Genomic DNA, 15,797 nt, shown 5'->3' with positions numbered 1-15,797 from the left:
GGGCGGGGGGCCGGGCGCGGGGGGGCGGGCGCCCACACACACCTATTTCGGTTGGGGCGCCCCCGCGGGGGGGGGCCCCCCCGGGGGGGGGGGGCGCCCGGGGGGGGGGGGCCCCCCCCCGCTCGCCTCTTTTCTGCGCGTCAGCCCCAGTGCTGGGGCCGGTAGTCGGTGGCCGGGTCGTAACCGCCCGCCAGCAGCTCCTGCGCCTCCTTGCGGATGTCCCCGGCCACGGTCCGGCCGACGCCCACCGCGGCTTCGATGTCCTTCAACTCCACGACGTCGACGTGGCCGGCGCTGCCTCCGGCGGCCATGATCATGCGAGCCACCTTGCGCGCCTTGAGCTGGCGCGGGCTGAGCCCGGCCCAGGCGTCGGCCGTGGCCGCCTCCGCCTCCATCACTGCGATCCGGTGCCGCGCCTCGGCCGCCCGCAGCCGCTCCGTCTCCGCGTCGGCCGCCGCACGCTCGGCGACCTTGGCCGCCTCCGCCTTCCGGGCCCGCTCCGCCTCCGCGTCGGCCTCCAGACGCTCGGCCTCGGCTCGCTCCGCCTGTGCGCGGCGGCGCTCCGCCTCCGCCTCCGCCTGGGCGCGCGCGGCGGCCTTCTCGTCTTCGGCGGCCTGGCGCAGCAGGGCCGCCGCCTCCGCCGACTGGAAGGCTTCCGCCTCCGCCGTGGCGGCCCGCTCCGCCTGTGCGCGCAGTCGCTCCGCCCGCGCCCGGGCCGACTCCGCCTGTGCCTGCGCCTCCGCCGTGGACGCCTCGGCGAGGGCCGCCGCCGTTCCGGTCTCCGACTTCACCCGGTGCCGTGCGGCCTCCACCCGTCCGGCCGCCGCCAGCTTCTTGATCTCCAGTTCCGCCGCCCGCTCGGCCGACTCCGCCTCGGCCAGCGCCGCCCGTTCGGCCTCCTCGCGGGCCCGCTCGGCCGCCTCGGCCTCCCACTGCGCAGGCAGCGCCAGCGCCTGCTCCACGGTGAACCCGCGCGGGGCCAGCGTCATCGGCAGGCGCTGCACCTCGGATGCCTTGGACAGGTCGCCGCCGAGCTCCTGGGTGAGCCACACGCGGTAGCCGTCCAGGTCCTGCTCCCGCCGGATCATCTCGTCGTAGGACGTCACGTTCGCCAGCCGCATGCGCCGGTACAGGCGCGCGGTCGCGGACGGGGCCAGCAGCCAGCGGTGCAGCGGGATACGGTCGGTGACCTCCCCGGCCGCCAGGCGGGTGGCGTGCAGGATCAGCTTGCGGACCGCCTCGACCCCGATCACGAACAGGATCGGCATCAGGCCGTGCCAGGCCATGGCCACCGGGTCCCCGGCCCGGGCCCCGGCCGCGTTGAACACGACGGTGGCCAGCACCATGCCGTGCGCGGCGAACCGCAGCAGCGGCCAGCCGATCCGCCGCGACGTCAGGTAGATGTCCAGCGCCAGGAACGCCAGGATCGCGCCGTCGATACCAACCGGCACCCAGTACGACAGATCGTGTGAGAAGCCCTTGGTCTCGGCCGCCTGACGCAGTGTGTCGTAGGAAGCGGCGAACCCGACCCCGGCCACCGGGATCATGCCGAGCAGGGTCACGGCGGCCAGCGCCCGCGTTACCCGGGCCGACACCCGGCCCGGCCCCCGGCCACGTAGGCCCGGGGCCGGCCCCGGGGCGCCCACGGCGGCCTCCTGAGGGACCGGCGCGGCCCCGGCCGCCTCTGGGGCGGCCCCGGCCGCGGACACCCCCGACCGGCCCTCCCCCGGCACCCTCGGGCCACCCAGACCCCGCACGGGCGGAGCGGTCTGCGGTACTCCCGGAGCGGCCGGGTGTGCCGCCGGAGCGGCCCCGGCCGCTGCCGGAGTGGCCCCGGCCGTGGACACCCCGCCGGGCCGACTGTGCTCATCCACAAGCGCCTCACGCATCCCGGCAGTCTGCACCCCAGCCACCGCTGCCGGAACACCGACCCGCGCATCCGGAGCGGAATCCGGCGCGGGCGGAACGGGGGTGTCGCTGTCCGGAGCGCCCCGGGGACGGTCGTGGGCGGGAGGGTCGTCGAGGGTGCGGGCGCGGGCCTGCGGGTAGGTTGCCTGGTGCGTCACGGGATCCTCCGTGTCGTGGTCGGGACCGCTTGCTGCGCGGTCGTGGCCGGCCGGGCCGGGAGGGTCGATCTCCCGGCCCGTGCTCACCTGCCGTTCTGCGTGGTCCGGGCGATCAGGCCGCGGGTGGTCGTGTGGTGCTGGCTCATGTCCTGGTGGACGTCTGCGGCGTAGTGGTGGTGATGAACGGGCGGCGCGGCCTGCACGGTCTCCCGGCCGCGCCGGAGCAGGCGTGCCAGCGCCAGGACCAGGGCGGTCGGGGCTCCGGCGATGACCGAGACGGCCACGGGGTCGGCGTGCCCGGAGGCGAGCAGGATCCCGATGGTGACGGCGCCGATCGGCAGGGAGGCGACGCCGGCGGACAGCATCAGGGCGCTGGCGTCGGTGGCGCGCTGACTCATCGGGGGTCGGCCGGGCTGCGCTACGGGCGGCGCGGCACCGATGGCGGGGACGGGGCTGGAGTCCCGGTAGGCGGTGGGCACAGCGGGCGCCAGAGCGGCGTTCACGCCGTTGATGAGGTCTTGGACGTCCGGCCGGTCAGCGAGGCCGGAGGCGGGCTGTGGGGCGTCATGGGCCGGGTTCACGGCAGTTCTCCTCAGTGCGGCGGGTCGGGGTCAGGCGCGGACGGTCCAGCGGTCGTTGATGCGGCGCAGCTCGAAGCCGGGGCCGGTGATGCGGCCGTTCGCGGCGGCGGTCGGGCCGACGCCGAGGTCGTCGATCGCGGTCAGGATCCGGGCGATCTGCCCGGCCATTTCGGCTGCCTTGGCCTGGCGCTGGCGGAGGTTTTCGGGGCGTCCGGTGTACATCAACGTCCCTCCAATCAGTCACTTTGAGTAGCTGTCAGGGGAAAGTCAGAGCGGGGGATCTCTGACAGTCAGAAGCACTGTCAGGGCCTGTCACGTGGGAATTTCCGTGACTTCCCTATAGGCCCCCGGCGGGCCTGACTGTCGGAAGTCAGGCCGCGCCGTGACTGTCAGGCCGTCACGTTCGGTGACGGCTAGGCGGGCTGGAGCGGGGAGGCGAGGATCGTGTACTCGCCGTGCCCGTCGCGCCGGATGACGCCCATCTCGGTGAGCCGCTTCAGCTCGCCCTGGAGCCAGGGCCGCTTGCGGCCGGCGGCCACGGTGGCGGGGATCAGGTCGGCGGGCTCGAACTCCAGCCGCCCGGCCTGGACCCAGCCGTCCAGCTCCGCGCACAGGATGTGCCGGGCCTCCTCGGTCGACGGGCGGCCCGTGTCCTCGAAGGTGAGTTCCGAGTCGTCGTCGACGTCGGGCACGTCGTCCTCCAGGCGGAGGTGGGCGTAGTCGGCGTCGGGCTCGGGGTCGGCGGGGATCGCGCCGAGGATCTCCTCGCGGGCCTCCTGGAGCTCCACGGCGGCGGCCTCCTCGATCTCGGACATGTCGGTGTCGTCCTCCAGGACGTAGGCGGAACGGACGGGCGCCGGGCCCGGAATCGCCGTGGTGGCGACCGGAGCGGCGGCCAGCGCGGCCGGAGGGGCCTCGGCCACGCCCGGAGTCGTGCGGTTGGTGCCCCGGTGGGCGCGCTGCGCGTACGCCTGCCCCAGGGCCTGCGCGGTGGTGTCGTCCAGCGGGTCACGCACGACCGCCGCGGCCCCCACGAGTGCGGACAGGAACTCGCGATCGGTCAGGGCGGAGCGCACCTCCGTGGTCCACCGCTCCTGCGGGATGCCCATGCCGGTGGCGAACGCGTACCCCGGCCTGGCGGAGCCCCAGGCCGGGACCGCGCCGGCGGCGGTGACCTGATCGGGCAGGCAGAACGAGGCGTCGCCCGGGTCGTCCACGCCGAAGCAGGCGGTGGCCTGGAGGTTGGCGCGCACGTCGGTGGACAGGTTGGTCCAGGTGGCGCGCTGAAGGCTGACCACCAGCCAGATCCCCACCGAGCGGGCGGCGCGGGCCACCTTCTCGATCTCGCTGAAGTCGGCAAGGTCGGCGGCCTCCTCCAGCCACACGCACACCGCGTTCAGCGACGAGGCGGGCGTCCACTGGTCCAGGCCCTCGTCCGCCAGGACGCTGCCGCGCGCCTTGATGGCGCCGGGGAGCGCCTTCAGCAGGCGCTTGGCCTCGGCCTCCTCGGTGATGAACCAGTCCAGGCCGTCCTTGATGTGACCGACCGTCTGACGCCCCTTGGCCACGTCCACCAGGAAGATGCTCATCTGGCGGCGGCACATCAGGTGGGTGAGCACCGTGCGGGCGAACTCGGACTTGCCCGCGCCGGTCACACCCATCACCAGCAGGTGCTGGAGGATGTCGGCGTCGAACGGGTTGATCGCCCACACCTCGCCGTCGGCGTACAGGCCGACCGGGATTTCCTCGGTGGGCAGCAGCCCCAGCGCGCGCGGCGGGGCGAACGGCACACCGTCCTTGAGTAGGTCGGCCACCCGCAGCGAGATCACACCGCGCGCGCCGTTGTCCGGGTCCGGCTTCACGGTGACGCCGGACGGCGGGACGTGCAGGGCAGCGGCCACGCGGTCGGTGGTGGCCTGCACCGCCTCGATCGTGGCGCCGGGCTCCACCTCCACACCGGCCGTCACGGTGCCCTTGCCGGATCCCCTGGGGTTCTTGACCTTGACCTTCTCCCAGCCGATCGCCTCGGCCAGCGCGCCCAGCCCGCCGCCACTGGTCTCCTCGGCGACGTCGCCGGAAGCGCCGTTGCGCAGGATCTGGCGCAGGTTCCAGGACGCGGCAAACAGCCCGCCGCCGAACAGCCACAGGTCCAGCAGCGGATGCCCGAACGGGCCGGCGGCCGTCGCACAGGTCAGCCAGCTCATCCCGGCCGCCACCGAAGTGGTGGCCTGCGCCCGGCGGTACCGGCCGAACTTGGTCGTGGCCGGGGTCGCCTTCCATGTCAGAGCCGACAGCGCCACGCCGCCCACCGCCAGGCCGGCCGACGCCAGCCCGGTCGCCACCGGCGACTGGCCCCACATGGTGTTCGTCGCCCACCCGGCCAGCGGCGGCAGCGTCGCCGCACCGACCCACGGCGGGGTGTAGGGCAGGGCCTTGCCCGCCACGTGGCCGACGAGATGACCGAAGAAGCCGCCCTTGCCGACCGGCACGATCTCCGTCGACGTCGACGTGTTCACCGGTGCCGCCGCAGCGGCCGTGGTCTTCTTGCGGCCGGCCATCAGTCCACCTCGATCGTGAACGCGCGGCGGGTGGGCTTCTGGCCGTTGCGGCGGGCCCGGGCCTCCTGCTCGGGCTTGATGAAGTGCCGGTTCAGGGCGTGCGACATCTTCAGCGCGCCCACCCCGAGCGCCTTCGCCGCCTCCGCGCTGACCTTCAGGTGGGCGGAGACCAGACGGGCCTTGACCCGGGAGGAGGCGCCGAAGGTGTACCACTTGCCCTTGTAGGTGGACAGCACCCCGTTGATCTCCTCGGCACGCATGCCCAGGATCAGGTGCAGCTCACGCCCGAGACGGTTGATCGCCTTGGCCAGAGCCAGGATATCCTTGCTGTTGGTGATCTCGATCTGCTCCACCGCGTAGATCAGCCGGTCGCCCTGGTGGAAGTCCCCGGCCGAACCCGTGCCGTTCGCCGGCGCCCCGCCGCCCGCGCCACGGCCGCCCCCTCCCACGCCGAGGTTGACGTTGTAGGTGCGCTCCTTGTGGGTGTGCCGCGTCGGGCGCGAGGGACCGGCCTGCGGTCCGGGACCGGCCGCGTACGAGCCCTGAGGGGGCGTCTGGTTCAGCCGCGCCGTCCCATCCCCGGGCCAGCCCTTGCCGTCACTGCCGTTCACGCTGCTCACAGTTCGTCCTCCACGATCGTCGTGCCGCCGAACCAGATCGGCTGGCGGATCTGCACCAGGTCCAGGTCGGGGTCCGTCTCCAGGTCGCAGGCCGCCTCGGCCCGCTCGATCAGCTCGTGCGCCGCCATGAACCTGGCGGTGGCCAGCGCGGCGTACAGGTCGGTCGGCGCAAGCCGGGTGCGGGTGGCAAGGCGCACCGCGAGCCGCGCGACACGCGCGCACCGCCCGGCGGCGGCCACCGCGCGGTCCAGCAGCGCGATACGCATCTGGCCGTACATCAGCCCTCCTTCTCGGCGGTCTCGGTCTCGGACAGGAGTGCGGCGATCGCCGCGTACGCGCGGGCCACGTCCGCCCACAGCGCGCCGGCCGCGGCGAGCGGGGCGACCGTGTGCGGGTGGTCGGGGTGGCGGGCGTACCGCTCGGCCTCACCGGCGAGATGGGCGGCACGACCGGCGGCGTTGCTGGCGCTGGACAGCGCCTCGTTGCGGGTGGTCACGAAAGTCCTCTCCGGGGCCGGGCTGTCCGGTCCCTGCGCCACCACCAGCCCGGCGTCAGGCTGGTGATGACGCAGGGCCGTCAGCCCTCGCACGAGCACCCGCAGCCGCGGCCGGCGCACCGGCCGCAGTCCTGGCAGGAGTCGCAGAGCTTGCAGTGGCCGCAGGCCCTCACCACCGGCGGGAAGCACTGGCAGTCACGACTCGGCGCCCACGGCTCCGTGGAGCCGAACAGGCCCATCTGCCCCAGCACCGGAGCCACCGGCGCGGCCTTGACAGCGCGCGGCTTCACACGGCGCGCGCTCATCGCTGCTCACCGCCGTCCTGCCGGAGCACCCAGGCGACCGCGACCGCACCCAGACCCAGCACGGCCGCCAGGTCCAGCACCAGCCTGTCCCCCGCGACCAGCGCGGCGACCTCGACCACGATCGCGGCCACGGCCACCACGCGCAGCGCCCAAAAGATCACGGCGTACCTCACCGGGCACCTCCCGCCCGCACCAGGCGGTCCGAGCAGGTCCACACCGAGCCGACCGCGAACGGCTGGCCGTCCGCACGCAGCACGTCCCGCACGATCACCGCGAACCGCGCCGCACGCCGCTTGAGCAGCCCCGCCGCCTCGGCGGGGTCCGTCACCAGCGCGAGCACCTCGAACGCGCCATCGCTGTTCTGGTAGACCGCGCCCACCGTGCGCGGCCCGATCTGCGCCGCCAGCTCGCCCGTCACCGCGCACCCCCGGCCTGTGCCGCAGCCTCACGCAGCCGGTCCAGCGCCTCCTGCGCCGCAGCCAGGTCCGCCGCCGCGCGCTGCCGCGCCGCCTCCATCTCCGCCGCCGCCTGCTGCCGCGCCGCGTCGTCGCTCATGCCGCAGCCCCCAGCCACGACGCCAGCCGCACCACCGCCGCCGTGTCGTCCTGGTAGTCGCACAGCAGCTCCCGGCGCACCCGCGCCGACGCGTAGTGCTTGGCCACCCGGCGCCGCGCCTTCTGGGCCAGCAGACCCGCCGGCCGCGCCACCTCGTTGCCGCGCAGCAGGTACTGCCACGCCTCCACCCACACGTCCTGCGCCAGGTCCTCCACCAGGTCCAGGTCACCGGGGCGGACCGCCCGGGCCACCACGCCCTGGACCATCGGCGCGTACTCGCCGAACCAGCCGGCCAGCACCTCCCGCGCCCCGGAGTCCTCCACCCGGGCCGCGCCACCGACACGGCCCGCCGGGTACGGGTGCGGACCACGCGGACGCTGCGGCAACGGCTCCTTCGACTTCTCGTGCTCATCAGCGCGGGCAGCCACCTGCGCTAACAGCCCCTGATCTGCCACGATCGACACGTTGGATCTCCCTCTCATCCAGGGGTTCCGACAGCGGGACCGGTGCGCTAACACCGGTCCCGCCGCCCGGTCTGGTGCGCTAACACCAGGCCGGGCGCCTGCATTTATGCAGGTCTTGCTGATCCGGCCCTGGAGCCCGATCAACACAACCCATAGAACAGTACCGGTACTGTTTCGTCAACAGTACCGGTACTGTGGGCTACGTCGAACCGGATCAGTACCGGTACTGTGGAGTCGTGGCCGGAAGATCAGCACCGGCCCCCAGGAAGGAGACAAGGCGTGGCCCGATACGAGGAAGTTGCCGCTGACCTGCGGTCCCGCATCAGGGGTGGCGAGTATGAGGTGGGCGGCACCTTGCCGAGGTATGAAGACCTGACTGCCATGTACGGCGTCGGACGCGGCGTCATCTCGGCAGCACTGGCGGTCCTGGAGCGTGAGGGGCTCGTGCGACCGATCAAGCGGCGCGGGATCGTCGTTCTGGACTGGCGCATCGAGAGGCGCCGCATCGCCCGAGGTCAGGTCGTGACACGTAACCCTCGCGCGGGCTACGTGTTCCCTGCGGCTTCCCGCCCCGACGAACGATGGGTGCCGCATGGTCGCCCGTTCCGTGAGCGTCTCCCCGCCCCAGAGCGCGTGGCAGAGCTGATGGGCATCGAGGCCGGCACAGAGACCTTGCGGCGGCGCCGCGTAACCAGCCCGGCTGGGGAGCCCCCCTTCCAGGTGGTGGATACCTGGCTCAGCGAGGAAGCAATTCGTGACGCCCCCCAGATCGCCGAGGCGTCTACCGGACCGGGTGGCTATCTCGACCGCCTGGAAGAAGCAGGGCACGGTCCAATTTCGTGGACGGAATTCATCCGCACGCGAATGCCCAGCAGGGAAGAAGCACAGTTGCTGGAAATTTCCGAAGAAATGCCGGTGCTAGAAACGGCAATTGTCGGAAAGTCGGCAAAGGATGGCGCGACGATAGAGGTAACGATTCGCGCAATCCCTGGGGACCGCGTGGAGCTCGTTTCTGAGCTGCGGCGTGACAAAAGTGCCAGTTGGCCAACGGATCCTGTTTCACCGACCCCGTAAACAGCTTCATCAACGCGCCATGCATGAGCATGGCGCCCGAAACGCCACAGGCCCCGACATGAAGGACTGCGCATGCCCAAGACCACCCGGCACATCGGTACCTGCACCAGGCCCGCGACCATCTTGATCGAAGGCCGTGCACCGGTCGACGGCCTCGCCTACGGGCCCATCCGCACCGAGGTCTACGCGTGCGACGAGCACGCCCACACCGCGCGCACCGAGTGGATCGAGCAGCCTCTGACCGCCTTCACCGCGCTCGCCGAACCGACCACCGGGCACGACTGCGGCGAAGCATTCGATCGCGACTGACCCGCTGGTGTTCACCGGTCCTCTGTCCACAGGCGGACAGAGGCAGGATGGTCCGCACAACGCAAAGGCCCCGCCGAAGCGGGGCCAGTACGTCCGTCGCCCGGGTGGCCCCCCGGGTGACGGTGAAGCACACGAGATGAGTGGAGGTGCGCTCCCCTTGAGCGTACGAGATGACCGAGCCCGCAGGCCACAGCACCCGTCGCGCGCGGGGGTGGCGCGGTGAGCTACCAGGCGCAGACGTGGGTGGATGAGGTCGGGATCAAGCACTGCAAGAACGGCGGCGAGCTGTTGGTGCTGATCCGGGTGGCGAACCACACGAACGGTGAGATGCGGGGCTGCTACGCCTCGGCGGAGACGCTGGCGGGCGAGTGCCTGATGGGCGAGTCCACGGTGTTGAAGCACCTGCGCCGGCTGAAGGCCGGGGGCGTACTCATTCCGGGTGATCCGGAGCTGGTGAGCCACCTGCGGGCGGACCGCCGGCCGCCGGTGTACGACCTGGCGGGCGGGCACGAGCCGGGCTGCCCGGGCGGTCACAGCGTGGGCGATGTCTGCCGCGTCCAGGCCACGGGTGCTCGATCTGAACACCCGTCGAAGCCGACCCGCGCCACGGGTGCTCGATTTGAACACCCGTCGAAGAAGCGCAGGTCAGCGGGTGCCCGATCTGAGCACCCGTCGAAGGAAGCACCCGTCACGGGTGTTCAAATCGATCTCTCACGGGTGTTCAAATCGAGCACCAATAGTTCTAAGGATTTGAACTCTCTCTTCTCTGTCCCCGCTGGCGCGTTCGTCGCCCAGCCGTCACAGCCGCTCCAAACGCGAGAGAGAGAGGCGGCTGCGCCGGAGCGGGGCGGCTCGGAGGCGCCCCGTGCCCGGGAGGCTGCCGATGTGGTGGTCGACGCGTACGTCCGGGCGCTGGGGCGTCCGATGGTGAACGGCTCGCGTGAGCGTCTGCGGGCGCAGGCGGCGGAGTTGCTGGCGGCGGGCTACCCGCTGGCGTGGCTGGCGGCGCGGGCGGCGGAGATGCCCGCGAACGGCTGGCGGGACCTGGTGCAGCACGCGGAGACCTCGCGGGAGCCGATCCCGGGGCAGGCCGGCCCGGCGGGTGCCGCTGCGCCTGGTGGTGAGCGGCCGGCGACGCCGGAGCAGGTGGCGGCGTTGCGGGCGCGGGTGATGCGGGGGGCGATGCTGTGACCGGCTTCGAGGACCAGGACGAACGGCAGGCCCGTGAGCTGGAGGCCGCTGAGGCGGTGCTGGGTGCGCTGCTGACGCCCGGGGACGCAGCGGATGCGGCGTTCATGGAGCTGGTGGAGCAGGTCGAGGCCGCCGACTTCCGCGAGCCGCGTCACCAGCTGCTGTTCGAGGTGGCGTGCGCGATGCGCACCCGCCGGGATGCGTGTGACCCGATCACGGTGACGGCGGAACTGGAGCGGCGCGGGCTGCTGGAGAAGGTCGGCGGGCGGCCCTACCTGCACCACCTGGTGCAGGCGGTGCCAACCGTGTACGCGGCCGTGGAGTACGCCAAGGTCGTCCGCGACGCGGCGCTGCTGCGGCGGGTGGAGGCGGCCGGCGTCGCCGCGGTGGCCGCCGCGCGTTCCGGTGCCGGGGAGGCAGCCGAGATCGCCGAGCGGGCGGTGGAGGAGATGCGCGCGGCCCGGGACCGGGGCCTGGCGGTCGCGGACGCGCCGCTGCTGGACCTGGGCACGTTCCTGGCCGAGACCCCGGCGGAGCCGGACTGGGTGCTGCCCGGGGTGCTGGCGCGCTGGGACCGGCTGATCGTCACGGGCGGCGAAGGCGGCGGCAAATCGCTGCTGCTGCGGCAGATGCTGCTGCGCGCGGCGGCCGGGCTGCACCCGTGGAAGAAGGCCCGGATCACGCCGGTGCGCTGCATGCTCATCGACGCCGAGAACTCCCGGGACCAGGCCCGCCCGTGGATCGAGCAGATGGCCCAGGCCGCCGCGGCCGAGGGCGCGGCGATCGATCCGGCGCGGGTGACGCTGGAGTTCCTGAACGAGCGCGGCGTCGACCTGGCGCGGCCGGCGGACCGGGCCTACCTCGCCCGCCGGATCGAGCGCGCCAAGCCGGACCTGATCGTGATCGGCCCGCTGTACAAGCTCACGCTGACCGGCAACCCGAACGACGAGGAGACCGCGCGGGTGCTCATGTCCGCGCTGGAGATGCTGCGCACGGTCTCCGGCGGCGCGGCGATGCTCATCGAGGCGCACTCCCCGCACGCCGTGCCCGGCGCCAAGCGCCGCGACCTGCGCCCCATCGGCTCCAGCCTGTGGCTGCGCTGGCCGGAGTACGGCTTCGGGCTCAGCCCGTCAACCGAGGTCGGCGCCCAGGAGCTGCGGCTGATGGACTGGGTGCCGTGGCGCGGCGCCCGCTCCGAGCGGGTGTGGCCTGAGCAGCTGTGCGGTGGCCATCCGTGGCCGTGGACGGCCATCCAGTACGCCGGTAACGCCCCCATCCCGGGGCCGACGCTCACCGAAGAGCAGGCGGTGGCCGCCGGGCTGATCCCGGATCAGACGTTCTGGGACGACCAGCAGATCGGCTAGCACCTTCCGCAGCGCCCCTGTGCGCCCGCCTCGCGGCCGCACAGGGGCCTGAAGGGGAGAACCCCCGCCGGGGCCGCTGTTTGGCGCCCAGGCGGCCACACAGGCGATCAAGGAGGGATCCGGCCCATGCCGGAACGCAACATCCAGTTCGGGGCGTTCGGTGCCCGCGGCATCAAGGGGCACGAGGCCGCTGCCCGGCAGCTCGACGCGCTCGCTGGCTTCATCGCCACGCCCGTCACGGTCCGGCGCGGCCTGCTGGCCCGCCTGCACTACCTCACCCGCACCGAGCACGCCCGCGCCGCTGCCCGCGAGGCGGGCCTGACGGTCACCGACCGCACGCTGAGGGCCTGGCTGGAGGGGCGGCGCTCTCCGTCCGCGCGGAACCTGGCGCGCATCGAGGAGGCGTACCGCGCGGTGCGCCGGCGCAACGTGGCCCGCAGCCTTCTGGCCCGCCTCAACCGCGCCGGCCGTGGGACCCGGGTGGAGTTCCACCCGCTCAACCAGTCCCAGGTGCCACGGCCGAGGCAGCGGGCGCTGAGCTACCGCACGCTCAACGTCCGGCACTGGGACCGGATCGTCGCCGCGTGGGCGGCCGGTGACGACGCGGCCCTGGACGACGCATGGGTGAGCGACGCGACCGTGGACCTCGGCTCGGAGTGGGGCCAATACGAGTACGTCACCAACATCGGCTTCGCCGCCTGACCCTGGTAGGCGCCCGAGACAGCCGCTGTGCGGCTGTCTCCCGCGTTTTCGTACCGTCCGGGCCTCGTTGGTCAGGGTGGGGTCTGTTAGGCCGCCAGATCGCCCTACAGCGCCTCAGGGTGGGGGGTGGCGGCAGTTGAACGGCCTGAACGGCTTTCGCTGGTGGGGACCGGTTCGGGATCGGCGGGCTGATCGGCTGCTGATCGGTCCACCCCTCCGATGCCGGCCGATGCCGAACCGATCGAAAGCCGATCAGCCCGGGGGCCCGTCACCGTCATCATCACTGCGCCGGATCGGCGTCCCGGGCCCGGCAAGGCAGGCGTACGCGTACGCGTGGTTGGGGCGTGCACACGTGCACGGGCACCCGCGTGCACACGAGACGGGCGGCGGGCCGCGGAGTGCTCCCGACGGCTTCTTGGGCGGTCCAACGCGTGCCGCGCGTGTCGCGGGCTGCGCGTGCCGCGGTTTCACGCACGCGCTGCGGCGCGCACGCGCGTAAGGGCGCGGCTCGGCGCGTGGCCGCCCCGGATCCGACCCGGCGCGGCTGTCACAGCCCCGGTGTCACCGCCCGGGCTCGGCGGGGCCGGCGCCGAGCGTGCGGCGCCCGCCAGTCGTGCGCGGCTTCGGCTCGGCGGCGGCCGGGACGGACGGGAGGCGTTCGGCGGCGAGCTGCGCGCGCGGCGCCGGCGGATCGGCGTCTGGTGTGCGGGACGGCTCGGCGGTGGCGGGTCCGGTGCCCAGCGGGCGGCGGTCGGTCATCGCCCGATCATCCCGGCGGGAGGGGGGTTCTTCTTCACCGCCCCGGCCACCCGCTCCTGACCGGCTCCCAAGGCGCGCGCGTGTCGCGCACGCGCGAGGCAGTGAACTTCGGGCCGGGCGCGAGCACCAGGCGGTGCACCTGGAGGCGGCCCGCGGCCGGGGACCGGAGCGCCGGGGAGCTGCCCAGGGAAGTAGTCGGCGTGCCGGGCCGTCCGGAATCACGGCGCCGACCTGGGGTTTCGTGGGATCCCGGGACGGCGTGCGACACGACCCAGGATGCGACCAAGGACGGGACCGAGGGCGCGACCCGGGAGGCGACTCAGGACGGGACTCAGGGTGCGACCTGCGGCCCGAGGTGTCCGGCAGGGGTGCCACAGGGAAGTAGTCGGCGCCCTCAGTGCCCCTTGACAACCTGCCCTGATCTGCGGTTTCGCCTGCCCGGCAGGGTCGGTGGAGGCAAGTTGTAGAGCAAGTTGAGGGGCAAGTTGTAGGGCAACTTGTGGGGCAAGTTGTAGAGCAACTTGTAGGGCAAGTCCGCCGCGCGCCGGGCCGTGCCCGGTTTGCACCGCCATGCTCACCGCCACCCTGCCCGGTATGCACCGCCATGCCCACCGTCACGGTCCTTCCCGGATGGCGGTGCCATGGCGGTGCTTGGCGGTCCCATTCCGGTGGCATTCCGGTCGACATGGCGGTGGTCGTGGCGGACCTGGCGGGCTGCGCTGTCCGCCCGCCACTTCACCGACTCCCTCTCCCAGATGTGAACGCGCTGGTCACGGCCGGGTTGCGGGGCTAACCCCCGCAGCAAAGATCCTGGCGCCGCGTCTCCGGGCCGTCTGCCCGAGACGCAAGACCTGGGCGACGCCCACGCGCTCCACAAGCCGTTTCCACAGTGCGCCCCATCTCCGGGGCGCGCCCGAACCCTGAGGGGGAATCCCGTATGTCCACGCTCGCTCTGCTGGTCGTCCTACTGCTGGTCCTGGTCGGCGCCCTGGTCGTCGCCGCGCTCGGATACGCCGCCTACCGGCGCCCGGTGCTCACCGCGCCGCTGACCGTGGCGCTGACGGGCGCGGCGGTACTGGTGGCGATGGTGACCACCGTGGCCAGCGCCGCCGGCCGGTGAACCGGAGCACCAGGCCGCGGCCGGGGTGAGCGCGATCCCGGCCCTGGCTCCGGGCTCGGCCCAGGCGGGAACGGCAGAACGGTGTGACGGCACCCGCGCCTGAACAGCCGGCCGCACCCAAGCCCAGCAAGTACACGCTGCTCCTGGACCAGGATGACGCCCTCACCCTCGACCGCCGTACCGGTATCTGACCCAGAAAGAGGGGCGCTCCCCGGCATCGCTACAGATTGCGGGCACCGTGTGAGTACACAAACGGCGTCCGAGCTGGTAGCGGGGCTGTAGGTCAAGCGATAAGTCACGCTACGATCGGGGTGCGAGTGTAGACACAACGTCTACACACGGAAGGGCCTCCTCCCCGGGCGGCATCCCAGGTCAGAGGCCCTCCGCCGCGATACAGCATGAAGCCCGGTCGTGTACGAGATGGCCGGGCTTCATGCTGCCCGGACGACCGCGACTTGCTGCTCCCCTGTCAGAGGAGGTGCTGCATCAAGAAGGCGGCGAGTCTCGCCAGCACCGGCGACCAGTCAAGCGCGACCTGCACGAGCGTCTGGCGCCGCTTCCGGCGCCGCTCGGCGGCTTCCTCGACTGCCTCAACCGATGAGGCGGTTTCCTCACCTTCCATCTGGTCCTCCTGGGAGCCCAGAGGTACCCAGCCTTTTGGCTGGGCCTCCACGACGAGGCGCCCGTCGAGCTTCCTCGTGGTGAAGCGCGAGCGGACTCCGCAGAGGACCGACGCTAAGCATAAGGGGCACCCCCCGACACCAAACCCGACACAAAGCCAACACCGGCCCTGACCTGGGGTGATGACCAAGCGCCACCCCTAGATCTGGGGGCTTGACGCTATCCGGAAGAGGCCAGCGGTAGTTGCACGACGCGGTTGTTGAGCCCGCTGTGAGGAGGGTTGGAGATCATGCACAGCCCCTTCTCCCTGGCGCCGGGTCTCGGGCAGGCAAACGGGGATGGACACCACCTCGCGAGATCCGTGACGATGGTCAACCCAACGCACAAACCCGCTCTGAACTGCACTTTTCTGACAACTGCCTCTGTAGAGTGGAGCGCCTACGGGCCCGGTGATCATCGGCGTGACGTGTTGCCGGGACGTTGAGGTGCAGATGCGCTGGACAAGTTGGTGCAGATTCCTGAGCTTTATCGCAAGGTGCGATCTATCGGCTTCGTGTCAGTGGTGGTGAGGGGCAGTGATGGAGTTCTGGGGTGGGGTGTTGCAAGGCTGGTCAGCGGTTGTTTTTGGATGGATGTGCCACTGTCATGAGGTGAGAGATTGACGGTCGGAATCGCTGTCGTGGGGCTTTATCGCATGCTGGGTGACGCTGTCTCAGGTTCGCGAGTTCTTAGGGGGGGAGCCAAGGGGAGGGGGTGCGTGCTGAGCCCAGACTCTATCCCGATGGTGCGTCATGACGCACAACGAGTTGGGGAAGGTATGTCAGATTGGCTGGTTCTGCTGTCGTGTGGGGTGTCGGGGTGGTAGCCTCCCTGCGTGGCGCGGGATTTGAGCGCCTCGCTTCACCTGATCTTGGTGCGGGGTGTACCGCCCGGTTGGGCGGGGAGGGTTGAGGGTGCGTCACCCCCGGCTCCTCTTGCTGTTGCTGCTTCAGGCGGGCGCGGAGCGCACGCC

Annotated in this window: 19 protein-coding genes; 6 read left to right on the top strand and 13 right to left on the bottom strand. The window is 72.2% G+C overall.

The window, feature by feature from the left end; genetic code table 11:
- Nucleotides 1-140: 140 nt before the first annotated feature.
- From ACH4LD_RS42580 to ACH4LD_RS42530, 11 genes are all read right to left on the bottom strand, one after another.
- Nucleotides 141-1,595, bottom strand: coding sequence for a DUF2637 domain-containing protein (locus tag ACH4LD_RS42580; protein WP_398059761.1), 1,455 nt, complete (start codon nucleotides 1,593-1,595; stop codon nucleotides 141-143).
- A 554-nt stretch (nucleotides 1,596-2,149) separates the two neighbouring features.
- Nucleotides 2,150-2,647, bottom strand: coding sequence for a hypothetical protein (locus tag ACH4LD_RS42575; protein ID WP_398059763.1), 498 nt, complete (start codon nucleotides 2,645-2,647; stop codon nucleotides 2,150-2,152).
- Between the two features lie 30 nt (nucleotides 2,648-2,677).
- Nucleotides 2,678-2,869 carry a hypothetical protein gene (locus ACH4LD_RS42570; RefSeq protein ID WP_398059765.1) on the bottom strand — a complete coding sequence of 64 codons (192 nt, stop codon included), beginning with the start codon at nucleotides 2,867-2,869 and terminating at the stop codon, nucleotides 2,678-2,680.
- 191 nt (nucleotides 2,870-3,060) lie between these two features.
- Entirely contained in the window at nucleotides 3,061-5,205 is a 2,145-nt protein-coding gene (locus ACH4LD_RS42565; RefSeq protein WP_398059767.1) for a hypothetical protein, read from the bottom strand.
- Complete coding sequence (locus ACH4LD_RS42560; RefSeq protein ID WP_398059769.1) at nucleotides 5,205-5,825, bottom strand: hypothetical protein; 621 nt, start codon at nucleotides 5,823-5,825, stop codon at nucleotides 5,205-5,207. Before ACH4LD_RS42560 ends, ACH4LD_RS42565 begins: the two co-directional genes overlap by 1 nt.
- The gene (locus ACH4LD_RS42555) at nucleotides 5,822-6,103 is read right to left on the bottom strand and encodes a hypothetical protein (RefSeq protein ID WP_398059771.1); all 282 of its coding nucleotides are present in this window, start codon (nucleotides 6,101-6,103) and stop codon (nucleotides 5,822-5,824) included. The genes ACH4LD_RS42560 and ACH4LD_RS42555 overlap by 4 nt, the downstream gene beginning before the upstream one ends.
- Nucleotides 6,103-6,321: a hypothetical protein gene (locus ACH4LD_RS42550; protein WP_398059773.1), complete on the bottom strand. Its 219-nt coding sequence runs from the start codon at nucleotides 6,319-6,321 to the stop codon at nucleotides 6,103-6,105. Before ACH4LD_RS42550 ends, ACH4LD_RS42555 begins: the two co-directional genes overlap by 1 nt.
- Before the next feature lie 301 nt (nucleotides 6,322-6,622).
- On the bottom strand, nucleotides 6,623-6,799 hold the full coding sequence (locus ACH4LD_RS42545; RefSeq protein WP_398059775.1) for a hypothetical protein: 177 nt from the start codon (nucleotides 6,797-6,799) through the stop codon (nucleotides 6,623-6,625).
- Complete coding sequence (locus ACH4LD_RS42540; RefSeq protein ID WP_398059777.1) at nucleotides 6,796-7,044, bottom strand: hypothetical protein; 249 nt, start codon at nucleotides 7,042-7,044, stop codon at nucleotides 6,796-6,798. Before ACH4LD_RS42540 ends, ACH4LD_RS42545 begins: the two co-directional genes overlap by 4 nt.
- Nucleotides 7,041-7,181, bottom strand: a complete 141-nt coding sequence (locus ACH4LD_RS42535; RefSeq protein WP_398059779.1) for a hypothetical protein — start codon at nucleotides 7,179-7,181, stop codon at nucleotides 7,041-7,043. Before ACH4LD_RS42535 ends, ACH4LD_RS42540 begins: the two co-directional genes overlap by 4 nt.
- Nucleotides 7,178-7,645 (bottom strand): RNA polymerase sigma factor, encoded by a 468-nt coding sequence (locus ACH4LD_RS42530; protein WP_398059781.1) that lies wholly within the window; start codon nucleotides 7,643-7,645, stop codon nucleotides 7,178-7,180. The genes ACH4LD_RS42535 and ACH4LD_RS42530 overlap by 4 nt, the downstream gene beginning before the upstream one ends.
- 279 nt (nucleotides 7,646-7,924) lie before the next feature.
- On the opposite strand from ACH4LD_RS42530, the gene ACH4LD_RS42525 reads away from it, so the two are divergent.
- The 5 genes from ACH4LD_RS42525 to ACH4LD_RS42505 all read left to right on the top strand — a co-directional run bounded on the left by ACH4LD_RS42525 (nucleotide 7,925) and on the right by ACH4LD_RS42505 (nucleotide 12,285).
- Complete coding sequence (locus ACH4LD_RS42525; protein ID WP_398059783.1) at nucleotides 7,925-8,719, top strand: GntR family transcriptional regulator; 795 nt, start codon at nucleotides 7,925-7,927, stop codon at nucleotides 8,717-8,719.
- A gap of 72 nt (nucleotides 8,720-8,791) precedes the next feature.
- Complete coding sequence (locus ACH4LD_RS42520; protein ID WP_398059785.1) at nucleotides 8,792-9,028, top strand: hypothetical protein; 237 nt, start codon at nucleotides 8,792-8,794, stop codon at nucleotides 9,026-9,028.
- A 219-nt stretch (nucleotides 9,029-9,247) separates the two neighbouring features.
- Nucleotides 9,248-10,219 (top strand): helix-turn-helix domain-containing protein, encoded by a 972-nt coding sequence (locus ACH4LD_RS42515; protein ID WP_398059787.1) that lies wholly within the window; start codon nucleotides 9,248-9,250, stop codon nucleotides 10,217-10,219.
- Complete coding sequence (locus ACH4LD_RS42510) at nucleotides 10,216-11,583, top strand: AAA family ATPase (RefSeq protein ID WP_398059791.1); 1,368 nt, start codon at nucleotides 10,216-10,218, stop codon at nucleotides 11,581-11,583. Before ACH4LD_RS42515 ends, ACH4LD_RS42510 begins: the two co-directional genes overlap by 4 nt.
- Nucleotides 11,584-11,709: 126 nt before the next feature.
- A complete protein-coding gene (locus ACH4LD_RS42505; protein WP_398059793.1) occupies nucleotides 11,710-12,285 on the top strand; it encodes a transcriptional regulator in 576 nt (191 codons plus the stop codon).
- A gap of 561 nt (nucleotides 12,286-12,846) precedes the next feature.
- Here ACH4LD_RS42505 and ACH4LD_RS42500 read toward each other — a convergent pair.
- Nucleotides 12,847-13,044 (bottom strand): hypothetical protein, encoded by a 198-nt coding sequence (locus ACH4LD_RS42500; protein ID WP_398059795.1) that lies wholly within the window; start codon nucleotides 13,042-13,044, stop codon nucleotides 12,847-12,849.
- Nucleotides 13,045-13,981: 937 nt separating this feature from the next.
- Between ACH4LD_RS42500 and ACH4LD_RS42495 the strand changes: the two genes are divergently transcribed.
- Nucleotides 13,982-14,164 (top strand): hypothetical protein, encoded by a 183-nt coding sequence (locus ACH4LD_RS42495; protein WP_398059797.1) that lies wholly within the window; start codon nucleotides 13,982-13,984, stop codon nucleotides 14,162-14,164.
- Between the two features lie 469 nt (nucleotides 14,165-14,633).
- Here ACH4LD_RS42495 and ACH4LD_RS42490 read toward each other — a convergent pair whose 3' ends face one another.
- Nucleotides 14,634-14,786 (bottom strand): hypothetical protein, encoded by a 153-nt coding sequence (locus ACH4LD_RS42490; RefSeq protein WP_398059799.1) that lies wholly within the window; start codon nucleotides 14,784-14,786, stop codon nucleotides 14,634-14,636.
- Nucleotides 14,787-15,797: the final 1,011 nt, after the last annotated feature.

Origin of the sequence: Streptomyces sp. NPDC017676 (genome assembly GCF_044329325.1) — a bacterium.
In the GTDB taxonomy this organism is placed as follows: Bacteria; Actinomycetota; Actinomycetes; order Streptomycetales; family Streptomycetaceae; genus Streptomyces.
The sequence above is the reverse complement of the archived record's forward strand: the minus strand, read 5'-3'. Positions and strand labels throughout refer to the sequence as shown.

What these genes read in the sequence shown, in the direction of transcription:
- ACH4LD_RS42570 (WP_398059765.1), bottom strand. Translation starts at nt 2,869, where the DNA reads ATGTACACCGGACGCCCCGAAAACCTCCGCCAGCGCCAGGCCAAGGCA.
- ACH4LD_RS42565 (WP_398059767.1), bottom strand. Translation starts at nt 5,205, where the DNA reads ATGGCCGGCCGCAAGAAGACCACGGCCGCTGCGGCGGCACCGGTGAAC.
- ACH4LD_RS42555 (WP_398059771.1), bottom strand. Translation starts at nt 6,103, where the DNA reads ATGTACGGCCAGATGCGTATCGCGCTGCTGGACCGCGCGGTGGCCGCC.
- ACH4LD_RS42535 (WP_398059779.1), bottom strand. Translation starts at nt 7,181, where the DNA reads ATGAGCGACGACGCGGCGCGGCAGCAGGCGGCGGCGGAGATGGAGGCG.
- ACH4LD_RS42520 (WP_398059785.1), top strand. Translation starts at nt 8,792, where the DNA reads ATGCCCAAGACCACCCGGCACATCGGTACCTGCACCAGGCCCGCGACC.
- ACH4LD_RS42505 (WP_398059793.1), top strand. Translation starts at nt 11,710, where the DNA reads ATGCCGGAACGCAACATCCAGTTCGGGGCGTTCGGTGCCCGCGGCATC.
- ACH4LD_RS42500 (WP_398059795.1), bottom strand. Translation starts at nt 13,044, where the DNA reads ATGACCGACCGCCGCCCGCTGGGCACCGGACCCGCCACCGCCGAGCCG.
- ACH4LD_RS42495 (WP_398059797.1), top strand. Translation starts at nt 13,982, where the DNA reads ATGTCCACGCTCGCTCTGCTGGTCGTCCTACTGCTGGTCCTGGTCGGC.
- ACH4LD_RS42490 (WP_398059799.1), bottom strand. Translation starts at nt 14,786, where the DNA reads ATGGAAGGTGAGGAAACCGCCTCATCGGTTGAGGCAGTCGAGGAAGCC.